This window comes from Streptomyces chilikensis (genome assembly GCF_001642695.1).
Lineage (GTDB): Bacteria > Actinomycetota > Actinomycetes > Streptomycetales > Streptomycetaceae > Streptomyces > Streptomyces chilikensis.
Genome location: NZ_LWCC02000005.1, coordinates 113,306 through 125,695, shown reverse-complemented (window position 1 = coordinate 125,695; position 12,390 = coordinate 113,306). Strand labels below are relative to the sequence as shown.

At 71.8% G+C, this 12,390-nt stretch carries 10 protein-coding genes and 1 pseudogene; 7 read left to right on the top strand and 4 right to left on the bottom strand.

Translation table 11 applies throughout. From position 1 onward, the window contains the following. Positions 1 to 208: 208 nt before the first annotated feature. The 3 genes from A2U95_RS00695 (at position 209) to A2U95_RS00680 (ending at position 2,650) form a co-directional block, all read left to right on the top strand. Entirely contained in the window at positions 209 to 787 is a 579-nt protein-coding gene (locus A2U95_RS00695) for a hypothetical protein (RefSeq protein ID WP_166020305.1), read from the top strand. 450 nt (positions 788 to 1,237) lie between these two features. Beyond that, positions 1,238 to 1,582, top strand: coding sequence for a hypothetical protein (locus A2U95_RS00690; RefSeq protein WP_166020304.1), 345 nt, complete (start codon positions 1,238 to 1,240; stop codon positions 1,580 to 1,582). A gap of 498 nt (positions 1,583 to 2,080) precedes the next feature. Next, entirely contained in the window at positions 2,081 to 2,650 is a 570-nt protein-coding gene (locus A2U95_RS00680; RefSeq protein ID WP_206282787.1) for a helix-turn-helix domain-containing protein, read from the top strand. Positions 2,651 to 2,678: 28 nt separating this feature from the next. Here A2U95_RS00680 and A2U95_RS00675 read toward each other — a convergent pair whose 3' ends face one another. Both A2U95_RS00675 and A2U95_RS00670 read right to left on the bottom strand, forming a co-directional pair. After that, positions 2,679 to 3,737, bottom strand: coding sequence for an NAD(P)/FAD-dependent oxidoreductase (locus tag A2U95_RS00675; RefSeq protein WP_166020302.1), 1,059 nt, complete (start codon positions 3,735 to 3,737; stop codon positions 2,679 to 2,681). A 518-nt stretch (positions 3,738 to 4,255) separates the two neighbouring features. Further along, positions 4,256 to 5,197: an ADP-ribosylglycohydrolase family protein gene (locus tag A2U95_RS00670; RefSeq protein ID WP_166020301.1), complete on the bottom strand. Its 942-nt coding sequence runs from the start codon at positions 5,195 to 5,197 to the stop codon at positions 4,256 to 4,258. Positions 5,198 to 5,615: 418 nt separating this feature from the next. Here A2U95_RS00670 and A2U95_RS00665 point away from each other — a divergent pair, with 418 nt between their 5' ends. Beyond that, positions 5,616 to 5,768: a hypothetical protein gene (locus A2U95_RS00665; RefSeq protein ID WP_166020300.1), complete on the top strand. Its 153-nt coding sequence runs from the start codon at positions 5,616 to 5,618 to the stop codon at positions 5,766 to 5,768. A gap of 138 nt (positions 5,769 to 5,906) precedes the next feature. Here the strand turns inward: A2U95_RS00665 and A2U95_RS00660 are convergent, their stop codons facing one another. Beyond that, positions 5,907 to 6,839, bottom strand: coding sequence for a glutaminase (locus tag A2U95_RS00660; RefSeq protein ID WP_166024628.1), 933 nt, complete (start codon positions 6,837 to 6,839; stop codon positions 5,907 to 5,909). Positions 6,840 to 7,453: 614 nt separating this feature from the next. Here A2U95_RS00660 and A2U95_RS00655 point away from each other — a divergent pair. After that, positions 7,454 to 9,535 (top strand): SpoIIE family protein phosphatase, encoded by a 2,082-nt coding sequence (locus A2U95_RS00655; RefSeq protein WP_166020299.1) that lies wholly within the window; start codon positions 7,454 to 7,456, stop codon positions 9,533 to 9,535. A gap of 835 nt (positions 9,536 to 10,370) precedes the next feature. Here the strand turns inward: A2U95_RS00655 and A2U95_RS00650 are convergent. Further along, positions 10,371 to 10,526, bottom strand: a complete 156-nt coding sequence (locus A2U95_RS00650; protein ID WP_166020298.1) for a hypothetical protein — start codon at positions 10,524 to 10,526, stop codon at positions 10,371 to 10,373. Between A2U95_RS00650 and A2U95_RS00645 the strand changes: the two genes are divergently transcribed. Together A2U95_RS00645 and A2U95_RS00640 are read left to right on the top strand one after the other, a co-directional pair. After that, positions 10,525 to 11,709: a threonine synthase gene (locus A2U95_RS00645; RefSeq protein WP_166020297.1), complete on the top strand. Its 1,185-nt coding sequence runs from the start codon at positions 10,525 to 10,527 to the stop codon at positions 11,707 to 11,709. The two genes, A2U95_RS00650 and A2U95_RS00645, sit on opposite strands and share 2 nt — an antisense overlap. Continuing rightward, positions 11,687 to 12,390: pseudogene (locus A2U95_RS00640) on the top strand (helix-turn-helix transcriptional regulator). Before A2U95_RS00645 ends, A2U95_RS00640 begins: the two are co-directional and overlap by 23 nt.

Genomic DNA, 12,390 nt, shown 5'->3' with positions numbered 1-12,390 from the left:
CCGGACGGCCGTGGCCACCACCGCGCGCCGTCCGGACGAGGCAGCGACTGGGCCGTGTGTGGCCGGTGGTTCGTACCGGTCCGGCTCGCCGCGGTCGGCTCGGCACCCGATCGTGTTACCGCGTCCTGGAACAGCCCGGCAGCGGCGGGTGGCGTCGTCAACCTGCTGCCGAGCAGGCTCAGGCCGGCCGGTTCGTGAGGAGACGGGGATGGCAGGGACACCGACGCCGGGCGACGTCCGGCACGCCCAGGCGCGACGTCGGCGGGACGCCGTGGAGCAGGCGGAGCTCAAGGCCCGGCGGCGCGCGGAGAACGAACGCAACCGCGCCGCGAAACTTGCCCGCAAGGCCCGTCTCGCACTGCCGCCCGAGCAGCGGCTGGCCGACCTGGCCTCCAGGGCCGCGGCCATCGAGGCGAAGTGGACGATGCCGCCGGCCCAGGTGGACTCCGAAGAAGTCAAGGCCGCACAGCGCGCCGCGATGACCCGTATCGAAGTGGTCGAGGTCGTCCGCGAGATCACCGTCGAGGTCCCCGCACCGCCCCTTCCACCCGGCTCCTACACCGAGTGCGAGGTGTGCGTCGGGCGCGGGATGCGCGACCGCTACGGGCAGGTCCCCGCCGCCGCCGAGCGCCTGGCCCTCGTCGACGCCGACGGCCTGGAGGTGGCGGTGGTCGAGACGTGTCCCACCCACATCTCGTTCGTGCGGGCCACGGCCCAGCAGCGCGGGTTCAGCACCCGGACCGCGCCCAGCACCTCGAGCCCGGCCGCGGCCCGGCCGCGCACCTGAGAGATCCAACGACGGCCGGCCCCGGCACGCCGCCGGACCCGGCCGTCACCCAGCCGCGCCCGCACCGGGCTCGGGCCGCCGCTCCTCCCACGCCGGGACCAGCGGCCGTCGTGCAGGCCGCCTCGCACGACGGTGTCGGCCTGCTCGTGTTTGGTCCCGACGGCGGCCAGCGCCTGGAAGACCACCAGCCGCGCCGAGCCGAAGCCGGCCTGGCCTCCCAGCACCTGCTGTGCCGGACCGGGGACGGGCGTGAGGTGGGCACCCTGCGCGGTCCGCTGCCGCCACCACAGCGCCGGCAACCTCGCCGCCCGGATGACCGACCACAGCGGTCTGTGCGCCACCGCCGCCGCGCTCCTCATGGCAGCCTGAGCCGACCAAGGGCGTCCTCTGCCGAGATGCTTACACTGGCCTGCCGCCGCGGGCGGTGACGACCGACTTCCGGGGGGAAGCATGACGGAGCGAACCGACGAGCTGCGGCCACTGAGAAGGGCGGTGCTCCTGGTCGTCATCGCGGGCGCGGTGCTCGCACTGGGTGTGGTGGGCATCGCGTGGGGATTCCATCAGATGCCCGGCAACTCCTGCGGCGGCAGGTACGGCGTCCCCTGCCCGTCGGGCTCGAGTCCCGCGATACTGGTGGGAAGCCTGCTGGCCTTCACCGGCTGGGTCTGCGCGGCGTACCACGTGCCGCCGCTGTCGCGGCACCGGCACGGAAAGGTCTTGGTGGCCGCCATGCTCGTGCTGGCTGGGCTGGTGGTCGCGTGGCCCGCGTGGCAGGTATACGGACTGCTGGGCTGACCGCCCGGCCCCGCTCCTCGTGCGGACCGGCGTGCCGCGGCGCGCACCGTGTCAGGCGGCCCGGGTGAGGACGCCGCCCGGGAGAAGCCCGACGGCTCCTCCGCCGCCCTGGAACGCACCGAAGATCCCGAAGGCCTTGGCACGTTCTTCGGGGTCGGTGAAGGCCACGCCACGGTGATGAGGGAGAGCGCCGCGGGAGCCAGAAGCGCGGCGAAGACGCCCTCCAGGGCGCGTGCGGTGAACAGGGTCCCCGGATTGGGCGCCAGGCCGCCGAGCATGGAAGCCGCGACGAAGCCCAACAGCCCGATGACGAGGACGCGCCTGCGGCAGCGCGATGTTCACGATGGACACGTCCAGCACGACCATGAGGGTGGCGACCGACGCGACGAGGGGCAGGGGCTCGGTGGTCCACAAGGGACGTGGACCACGACGCCAGGAGGGTGCGCCCAGCTGAGGAAGAGTTGTAATCCGTCATGCCGGTTCAGCAAGATGCGGGGCATGGACGACTTCGAGAAGGTGCTGGCCGGTGTCGGGCCCCGGCTACGGGACCTGCGCCGCCGGCACGCCATCACACTGGCCGCGCTGGCCGACCTCACAGGAATCTCGGAGAGCACGCTCTCCCGCCTGGAGAGCGGGGGCCGCAAACCCAACCTGGAACTGCTGCTGCCCCTGGCACGCACGTACAACGTCCCGCTCGACGATCTCGTCGGCGCTCCCAAGACGGGCGATCCCCGCGTGCATCTGCGCCCCGTCACGCGCGACGGCATGACGTACGTGCCGCTGACCCGCAGGCCGGGCGGCATGCACGCGCACAAGCTCATCATCGGCCCCACTGCGGGTGAGCCCGAGCTCCGGACGCACGAGGGTTACGAATGGGTCTACGTCCTCAACGGCCGGCTCCGCCTTCACCTCGGCGACCGCGTCCTGGTCATGGGGCCGGGGGAAGTCGCGGAGTTCGACACCCACCTCCCTCACTGGCTGGGCCCCGACAACGACCAGCCGGTGGAACTGCTGGTCATCTTCGGCAAGCAGGGCGAACGCGCCCACCTGCGCGCCCGCCCCGCCTGACACCCGCCCGCCGGGGTGTGTCCTCCCGTTACCGGCCGGATTCGGGGGGCAGCATCGATTCCAGACCGTGCCGGCGGTCGCCCAGGACCCGCTCGCACACGAGTGTCTCGTTGACCGGGCCGAAGACCTGTGCGGACCGGCGGCGGGCCACTGCCTCGTCGGCGTCGGCGTTCACCAGGTCGGCGTTGATCGCCGCAGCCGCCGCCACTCCGGACGCCTGCACGGCGGGCAGGCCGCCCATCAGATCGGTGACGTTGCCCGCCACGTACACCCCGGGAACCTCCGTCGCGCCGCCCGGTCCGCAGGGAACGTAGGTGCCCATTCCCATGGGGTGTTCCACCGGGTCGACCCCCAGGCCGGCCAGGATTTCACTGCGCGCCACGAACCGCGGGGCCACCACCAGCGCCTCCACCGGGATGCGTGGCCCCTCGGCCAGCCGGACAGCGCTCAGGGCGTCGTCGGTGATGTCCAGGCCGGCCACCTCGCCCCGGACGACCTCGATGCCGCGTGCCGCGAGGCGCTCCCACTGCTCCTCGCTCGGCTCGGGGCCGTTGTGGAGGAACAGCGTGACGCGCGGTGACCACTGGCGGAACAGCAGCGCCTGGTGCACCGACGCGGCGCTGGTACCCAGCACCCCGATCAGCTTGTCACGCACTTCCCAGCCGTGGCAGTACGGGCAGTGCAGCACGTCACGCCCCCACCGCGCCCACAGACCCGGTACCTCCGGCAGCTCGTCCGTCAGGCCCGTCGCCACCAGCAGACGGCGGGCACGGAACGTCCGGCCGCCCTGCGTGCCCACGACGAACCCGCCGTCCGTCCGGCGTACGGACGTCGCGCCTTCCTGAAGCAGAGTGCCCCCGTAGAGGGCCACCTCGGTACGGCCGGCGCGCAGCAGGTCCTGCGGCGCCGCCCCGTCGCGCGTCAATAGGCCGTGGGCCGCGGCAGCGGGGGCGTTGCGCGGCTGCCCGGAATCGAGCACCAGCACCGAACGCCGGGCCCGGGACAAGGTCAGCGCCCCCGACAGACCGGCGGTCGCACCGCCGACGACAACGACATCGAACTCTTCGGGCATCTCTTCCGTGTTCATGCGGCCCACCGTGCTGCACCCCCGCCGGCGGGGCCACTTCTCTTGCCGGACCAGCAAGACGATTCCCTGACGATGTGCACTGAGGCGGCCCCGCGCCGGGCGCCGGGCGATGCCGCCGGGTGATGCCGCGCCGGCCGGGCTGGCCGCACGTGCCCGGACTCCAGCCCGTCGTCACCGTCGGGGAAGCCGCCGACCTGCTCGCCACCACCCGCGACGCACCGGCACAGGGCCTTTCCCGCGTCTAGCGCTCCGACCCAGAAGGGTCGCTCGCCCGCGGTGACCAGGACCGGCCGCACGGGCCGGTACGACCCGCGCACGATGCGGCAGTCGTGGAACGCCCGGCCCGGCCGCGAACGCCGTCCGTACTGCGCTGCGCCGGCCCCGGACGCCGTGCCGGGTCCGGTTGCCGGGTGCGGCGGTTCTCGAGATCCTGTCCCGGCATTGATGGCCGCAAGGCAGGCGGGTCCGCCTCCCACACCACCAGCTCACCGCTCGTGTGGGCAGCCACGTCTGTCTTCTCATCGACGGCCCTCCTCCAGGAGGCGGTGCGCGAGGTGGAGCAGGTCTGTCAGATGCAGTACCCGTCCGTCGAAGCCCGGGAGAGGCACGTGGAGCGGTTGGGTCCAGCGGGCGGGGATGGCGTCCAGTCCGTAGTACGCCCCGGCGAGGCCTCCGGTCACCGCGGCGACGGTGTCCGTGTCGCCGCCGAGATCGATCGCCGCGCGTATCGCGTCTTCGAAACTGTTGGTGGTGCGCAGGGCCCAGACGGCGGAACCCAGGCAGGGCCAGACGGCACCGTTGAACTCGGTCGCCTGATCGGGGTGCCAGTCGGGCGCGAGGACGGTGGCGTAGCGGCCACGGTGGTCGGGATGGGCAAGAGCCAAGACGTCCGGGAGCGCGGCGAGGGGATCGGCGTTCTCGAGCGTGAGGCGGATGAGTTCGTGAAAGATCGCGGTCCCTTCCCAGGCCGCACGGTCACCGTGGGTCAGGGCGGCGATGCGGCGGGCCGCGTCCATGGTGACTTCTCGACCGGCCGCCGCGAAGTGGACCGCAGAGGTTGATGCCCGCATCAAGGAGCCGTTTCCGGCTGCTCGCTGGTTGACCTGGAAATGGATCGCGGCGGCGAGGTCCCAGGGCATGCCGTTGGTCAGGACGTCCTCGGTCTGCAGGCCGATGTCCTTGGGGTCTGATGCCGCCCACCGCTGGAAGCGGGCGAAGATGTCGGGCAGGTCCAGACCGCCCCGCTCCAGCAGCGATTCCGCGACCAGGACTGCCATCTGCGTGTCGTCGGTGGCCTCGCCGGGGTCCCAGCCGCCGCCTCCGCACATCTCGTCACCGGCACCGGGCGTGGGAAACCGCGCGGAGAACGCGCCCTGGGGACCGAACTCGAAGGGTCCGCCCAGGGCGTCCCCCACCGCTGAGCCGACGACCGCGCCGGCGGCCCGCTGGATCTGCTTCATTCACGCAGGTTATCCGCGGCGCGCCGACGGCCGTGTGGCCCCATTCCTTCCCCGCAGCCCTGATCTCCGGCGGTGAAAGAGCCTCATCTGCGAAGGCTCACCGTCTGGGACACCCGGGTCCGGGACACCCATCCCGCGGCAGCGGTCAACGCCATCCCGGCGGAATGCTGGACAACTGCCGCGACAGATCCCAGTCGGCCGGCACGGCCTTCGGCCTGAACCACGGAGCCCCCTCGCCGATCCAGGACCCGCGTTGTCGGCGGACCGCAGCCGTGACCGGCCGGACAGATGGCCGTCTGGCCCTCTTTGCCGGCAACCATCGAACATCTCCGGAGGAAATGGCACAGGGAGTTGCCTCGACACTCACGCCGACAAGCGGTTCTCCCTGTCGGCGACCTGCACATGAGAGGAGCGGCTGGTGTCTTTCCTTGTCGAACTGCGCGGTGACCACTTGACCGTCGCGGCGCTCGGCAAGGGGTACGGCGCCGCGGTCCACCGGATCGACCTGGACGACGTCCACCAGCAGTGGCCCTGGACGGGACCGCCCGTGTCAGGGGTGACGAGCCGGTGACGTGCACCTTGTATCCCTTCACCGGCCGCCTCGGTGGCGCTGCCGAAGGGCAGCAGCCACACCCACAGCACCACGCGGCCGGGGGCCGACTCATCGACGGCCGCGGTGCACGCCCGGCTGCTGTGCGGGGTGGCGGGATCAGAAGACCGACAGCCCCGTGAGCGTGGTGAAGAGGTCCAGCGCCGCCACTCCGGTGACGGAGTTGCCCCGTTCGTCCAGGCCGGGGCTCCACACGCACAGTGCGCAGCGACCGGGCACGACGGCGATGATGCCGCCGCCCACCCCGCTCTTGCCGGGCAGGCCGACGCGGTAGGCGAAGTCGCCGGCGGCATCATAGGTTCCGCAGGTCAGCATGACGGCGTTGACCTGCTTGGCCTGGCTGCGTGTCAGCAGCCGGGTGCCGTCGGCGCGTATGCCGTGCCGGGCCAGGAGGGTGGCCGCCAGCGCGAGGTCGGCGCAGGAGGCTGTGACCGAGCACTGGCGGAAGTACTGGTCGAGCAGGAGCGGGACGGGGTTGTCGATGTTGCCGTAGGAGGCCATGAAGTGGCCGAGGGCGGCGTTGCGGTCGCCGTGCGCGGTCTCCGAGGCGGCGACCGCCAGGTCGAAATCAAGGTCCGGGTTCCCGCTCTCGGCACGCAGCAGCCGCAGGAGCTCGCCCGCCGCGTCACCGGTGCGGGTGTGGAGGCGGTCGGTGACGACCAGGGCGCCGGCGTTGATGAACGGGTTGCGCGGGATGCCGTTCTCGTGCTCGAGCTGTACCAGTGAGTTGAACGGGTTGCCGGAGGGTTCGCGGCCCACGTGCTCCCACAGTTCGTCGCCCTCATGGGCCAGGTCCAGTGCCAGGGTGAAGACCTTGGTGATGGACTGCGTGGAGAACGGCTCGCGCCACTCGCCCACCCCGTGGACGGTGCCGTCCAGCTCGGCGACGGCCATGCCGAAGGCGCGCGGGTCGCGGGCGGCGAGCGCCGGGATGTAGTCGGCGGACCGTCCCCGGCCGGGCGTCCGCGCGATCTCCTCGGCAATCTGTTCCAGAACCTGCTGATAGTCCATCGTCGATGTCACGGCGCCCATTGTGCTCACAAGGCCCACGGGGCTGCGGTGAGGCCCTCGCCGGCGACGGCGCGAACCGTCGGCGACCTCCGACCCTTGCCCGGAGGACTCGACAGGTCGCTACCGCGGATCTTCGCGGTGGACCACGCCGAACGCCTGGAAGCGGCCCGCCGCAGGCTTCGTCCAGGCCGTGCTCAGCGCGATCGACGAGGACGGCACCACCGACTCCGGCTCCCTGACCGACGACATCGTCCGTGAGGGCGCGGGCCGATGCCGGCCGCCGCACGGAACCTGAGCCAGAACCGGGACTCGTGACCAAAGCCAGGCCGGAGACCTTCTGCGCGACGGCACACCGGCTCCGAAGTCGCCCTGACCGCGATCCCACGAGACCGAGCGTGCCGGACCCGGGCGCATGTGCTCACTCGTACGACGCAGGCCCGGTCGTCGGGCCCGCCGCGCACAGGTGATGCTGGCAGTGGTGCGAGTTCGCGCACCCCGGCCTCGGACTCGGGCGCGGGAAGAAGGGTGAGGTCCTTGAGGCCTTCGGCGGGAGCGGAGCACGCGGTGACGGCGCTGATCCGGCGGACCCCCGACCGGTCGGACGTCCGACGGTCACGGGGCACGAGGGAACGGCCATGAGTCCGCTGGAGCCCCTCGACGTGCGGCTCTTCGACGAGACCGTGGCGGCCGTCGCCCTGTTCACCGGTCCGGAACACCGGCTGGTCTACCAGAATCGTGCGTGCGCCCGACTGCTCGGCGCACGGCCCCTCGGACTGCCCGCACGGGAGGCGTTCCCCGAACAGGACGCCGACATGTTCATGGCCGTGCTGGACGAGGTCGTCGCTACGGGGCGGCCCCGCCGCCTCCCCGAAACACGCGAACCCGATCCCGGCTCTCCGGAACAGGCGAGGTTCTTCGTCTACTCCTGCACGCCCGTCACCACGGCCGAGGGCTCCGGGGCGATGGTCGTCGCGCTGGACACCACGGCCGAGATCGTGGCCCTCGAGCGTTACCAGGCGGTGGCGTCGGCCGTATCGCAGATGGTGTGGGTACTGCGCCCGGACGGCTCCGCGGAGGAGATCGTCCCCGGCTGGCAGGAGCTGACCGGGGAGCCGTGGCACGGTCGGATGGACAGCCGCTTCACCACGTACGTCCATCCCCGGGACCGCCACCGGCTTGAGCACGACCGGCGTCTGATGCTGGCTCGGCATCCCCCGCGCATCGTCGAGACCGCCTTCCGGGTACGGACCGCCGACGGCTCGTACCGCCACGTGGCGACCCGGTCGGTGCCCATCATGCGCGGCGGCCGTACCACGGAATGGATCGCCGCCACCGAGGACGTCGAGGACAGATGGAGCGCGGCGCTGCGCGAGCACCTGCTCGCGCACCTCGCTGAGGTGTCCGGCGGCACCCTGGACGAGGTCTTCGAGGCGGTCGTGCACGTCGTTGTCCCGGAACTCGTCGACGCCTGCGTGATCATGCTGCTGACCGGTGAGGAGTGGCCGCCGCCGGAGAACACCGCCGTCACGGCCCGGCGGGCCGCCTCGGCGACCCGACGCGATCTGCCACCTCGACCTCCCCTGCTGGAGGGCGAGGTCGTCATCAATGACGCCGTCCGCACGGTCCTGGAGAGCCGAACCCCTCACACCATCCACCTCACCGTGGGGGGACGGGTGCCGCCCGGCCTGGTCCCGGAGGTCACTGAGCGGTGGCTCGCCGACGCGGCCGCCACCAGTGTGACGCTCCACCCGCTGATGGCCGACGACATCATGCTCGGCTACGCCGTCACCAGCGCGATCGGTGACTCGCCCGCCCCGGGGCCGACCGACACCGAACTGCTGCGCAGGGTCTTCCACTACGTGGAACCGCCCCTCCGCAAGACCCTCGACCTCCAGCGGGCGCGTCGCACCGCCCTGCGCCTCCAACGGGCCCACCTCACCAACCCGCCGGCCGTGCCCGGCGCGAGTCTGGCCGCGAGCTACCAACCGGCCAGCTCCGCCAACGAGATCGGCGGTGACTGGTACGACGCCGTCGTCCACTCCGACGGCACTCTCGTCCTCGACATCGGAGATGTCGCCGGGCACGACCTGACCGCGGCCATCGCCATGGTGCAGCTGCGCAGCATGCTCCGCGGCCTCGCCTGGAGCAACGGCCCCACGTGCAAGCCGTCCACCGTCCTGTCCAGGCTCGAGAGCGCCGCCGAAGGGCTCGACATCGCCTCCTTCGCCACCGCCGTCCATGCCCGCCTGCGCCGGACCCCCAACGGCGCATGGCGGTTCACCTGGTCCAACGCGGGACACCCGCCGCCCCTCCTCCTCCCGGCCCACGAGGCACCGTACTTCCTCACCGGCGACGACCAGGACCCCCCGCTGTGCGCCCTCCCCGGCATGCACCGCACCAGCCACACCCACCAGCTCGCCCCCGGCGACACCGTCCTGCTCTACACCGACGGCCTCATCGAGAGACCCGCCGCATCCCTCGACGAAGGGCAGCAGAGGCTCCTGGCCGCTGCCGCGCTCCACCGCGACAACCCCCTGCCCGAACTGCTGCGGCGGCTGCAGGACCTCTCCGACAAGCGCGACGACACGGCCCTGATCTCCTTCCGCGCCGATCCAGGGAACTCCGGCCACAACTCCGCCGGCCCGGGCGGCGCACGGCCCTCCTCCACGCAGGCCCCCTCTGCACCGCGTCGCCGAACGCGTGACCGAGGGCGTTGAACCGCTCGTCGTCGGCATCCCCACCCAGGTCTTCACCACCCTGCGCCCACCACGGCCCCCACCGACCGCGGACAACCGGCGGCCCTCCAGCACGGGCGGCCCTCGACGTCCCGCTGTCCGCCGTCACCGGGCACGGCCCGGTCGGCCCGCCGACGCGGCACGGCTCACCCGGCTCCCGGACCATCTCCTCCAGCCCGTGCACGTTGTGGGCCCGGCGCCACAGCAGCCTCGCCCGCCGATGCGGCGACAGATCATCCGGAGTCGGCATGAGGTGCAGCGTCCAGCGCCCCACCGACACACCGGACCCGAGCTCGACGCCGAGCGCGCGACGTCAGGACGCCGACCCCTCTACGGCGCGCCCCATGACAACACGAGTGATCTTGCAAGATGGTCCGGAGGACGGATGGATCCTCACTGCGGAGGCGGCATCGGCCGCGTACGGAGAGGTACTGAGCAAAGCCGGCTGGACCCATCAGCTGACGGGCGAGACGGACGAACGGGGGCGGCTCATCGCGAAGGGCTACATGGACGGACCCGGCGACCCGCCCGGTCCTGGGCAGGCGGCAGGGCGCACTCGCCTGCCACCCGTGCGCCCTGCCCGGACCGGCCCGCCCGCCCGTAGTGTCGAGCCGACACCGACACCGACACCAGCCCCGGGCCCGGGCGGGGAGAGGAGACGGACATGGACCGACAGGGTGTCCTGACCGCAGGAGCCGCCCTCGGAGCTGCGGCACTGGCAGGCGGCCCGGTTGCATGGGCCGCCCCCGCATCCCAGCGCGCCGGGGCTGTCGGCCGGCGACGTCGCCGCGGTGCGCCACCTGTTCGCGGCCGACGACTACGCCTGCCTCCGGCAGACACTGCCGCCGCTGCTGGCCGCCGCCGCGGCCCGCGTGGCCCGCTGCGCCGCACCGGCCGCACCCGCCAGGCCCAGGACCTCCTCCTCGACGCCCAGACCCAGCTCCGGGCCTGAAGAGAAACCGGAATCACCCATGAACGCCGGACAGCGCTCAGCCCTCGTCACTGCCGACATGTATGACCGGTCCGGGAAGCGCTACTCCCTGGACGACCCCCGTTGGCGGGGCGAGGACGGCAGCCCTCTCGCCGTCAGCGCACTGCCAGGCCTGCGTCCCGAACAGATCGACACCGCTGAACGGTCCTTGTGGCGCTACCACGCGACCCTGCCTGTTCCGGCCGCCCGACGGGTGAGCCTGGGCGAAGGGTGTACACCGATGGTCCCGGTCGTCTGGGCCGGTCGGCGCGTTCACTTCAAGCTGGAGTGGTTCAACCCGACCTCCAGCTTCAAGGACCGGGGCGTATCGGTGATGATGTCCCACCTCGCGGCGCACGGCGCTGACCGTGTACTCGAGGACAGTTCGGGCAACGGCGGTGCAGCGGTGGCCGCCTATGCGGCCGCTGCCGGTATCCGCGCCAAGATCATCGTCTCCGCCTCCACCTCGGTGGCCAAGATCCTCCAGGCCCGCGCCTATGGAGCCGAGATCGAGTTTGTGGGCGGCACCCGCGACGAGGTCTCGGACGAGGCAATCCGGCAGTCGGAGCAGATCCCCTACGCCAGCCATAACTGGCACCCCATGTTCATCCAGGGCACCAAGACCATCGCCTACGAAATGTGGGAGTCGCTCGACTTCACCGCGCCCGACAACGTCGTCCTCGTGGCCGGGGCCGGCAGCAACATCATCGGGTGCGACGTCGCGTTCGGCGAACTGCTCGACGCCGGCCAGATCGACAGGCGCCCGCGCCTGTTCGTCGGACAGCCCGAGCACTGGGCGACCATCGCCGACACGTTCAACGGCATTGACCCGGCCGGCCGCGGCGAGCGGGTGCCGACGATCGCAGAGGGCGCGTCCATCGCCCACCCGGTCCGGCTGCCCGAGGCGGTGGATGCCATCCGCCGCTCCGACGGCGCCGCCTACGCCGTCCCCGAGGCGGAGATCCACGCCGCGGTCCGCGCCCTGAGCGCGCGCGGCTTGTACGCCGAACCGACCAGCAGCGTCGCCGCGGCCACCCTCGATCACTTCATCGCGATCGGAGAGATCGCTCCGGACGAGACGACCGTGGTCGTGCTCACCGGTGCGGGGCTGAAGTCCGCCGAGAAGATGGCCGCAGTGTTCGCCGAGCACGATGACTGCGCTCATGAATCGAACAGCGCTCGATAACCCGCTCACCGGCCGACCGGATGGGGAACGCCCCGATCAGCCTGCCGTACCGGAAGACGGGCATCCCGTACGGGAGGCCGAGCGCATCGCTGTCGCCGTCGGGTGCACGTTCCCAGGTCCGTGCGAGGTCGTCCCGCACGATCTGCGCCGACCTGACAGCGCCATCCGCATCATCGAGAACAACCTGTCCGGACGGCAGGTCGGCGACTCCGCCACCGAACTGAGCCTGCGCCGCATCGCGGGCCCCGACCACCCCGGTGTCATCCAGAATTACAGCAACCAGTTCCCCGATGGACGCCCGCCCAAGAGCACCTCGATCGGCATCAAAGCGCCGAAGGACGTTACGTCGCGGCCCTGTGCCCGAACCTGGACGTCGACACGCTGTCCCCTGCTGGCCCTTACCCTGGCCGACCTCGTCGTCATGGATTCCGAGCAGCAGGGTGGAGCTCCGGAGGCGCCACGCGACCGCAGCGGACGCGAGCTCCGCCCGGTCTCGGCTCCTTCGCGGCGCAGCGCTTCAGTACCCCGCGTGGCCTCAACCACGGCCAGAAACACGGGCCGGTACGTCGGCTGAACAGCGAGGGCCTCTTCGAGACCCGGAGTACCGCAGAACTCATCGCCGGCCAACTCCGCGTATCCCGGGCGACCGTTTACGACTACACGAAGCAGCCGGGCCTGTGA

What these genes read in the sequence shown, in the direction of transcription:
- A2U95_RS00695 (WP_166020305.1), top strand. Translation starts at nt 209, where the DNA reads ATGGCAGGGACACCGACGCCGGGCGACGTCCGGCACGCCCAGGCGCGA.
- A2U95_RS00690 (WP_166020304.1), top strand. Translation starts at nt 1,238, where the DNA reads ATGACGGAGCGAACCGACGAGCTGCGGCCACTGAGAAGGGCGGTGCTC.
- A2U95_RS00680 (WP_206282787.1), top strand. Translation starts at nt 2,081, where the DNA reads ATGGACGACTTCGAGAAGGTGCTGGCCGGTGTCGGGCCCCGGCTACGG.
- A2U95_RS00675 (WP_166020302.1), bottom strand. Translation starts at nt 3,737, where the DNA reads ATGAACACGGAAGAGATGCCCGAAGAGTTCGATGTCGTTGTCGTCGGC.
- A2U95_RS00670 (WP_166020301.1), bottom strand. Translation starts at nt 5,197, where the DNA reads ATGAAGCAGATCCAGCGGGCCGCCGGCGCGGTCGTCGGCTCAGCGGTG.
- A2U95_RS00660 (WP_166024628.1), bottom strand. Translation starts at nt 6,839, where the DNA reads ATGGGCGCCGTGACATCGACGATGGACTATCAGCAGGTTCTGGAACAG.
- A2U95_RS00655 (WP_166020299.1), top strand. Translation starts at nt 7,454, where the DNA reads ATGAGTCCGCTGGAGCCCCTCGACGTGCGGCTCTTCGACGAGACCGTG.
- A2U95_RS00645 (WP_166020297.1), top strand. Translation starts at nt 10,525, where the DNA reads ATGAACGCCGGACAGCGCTCAGCCCTCGTCACTGCCGACATGTATGAC.
- A2U95_RS00650 (WP_166020298.1), bottom strand. Translation starts at nt 10,526, where the DNA reads ATGGGTGATTCCGGTTTCTCTTCAGGCCCGGAGCTGGGTCTGGGCGTC.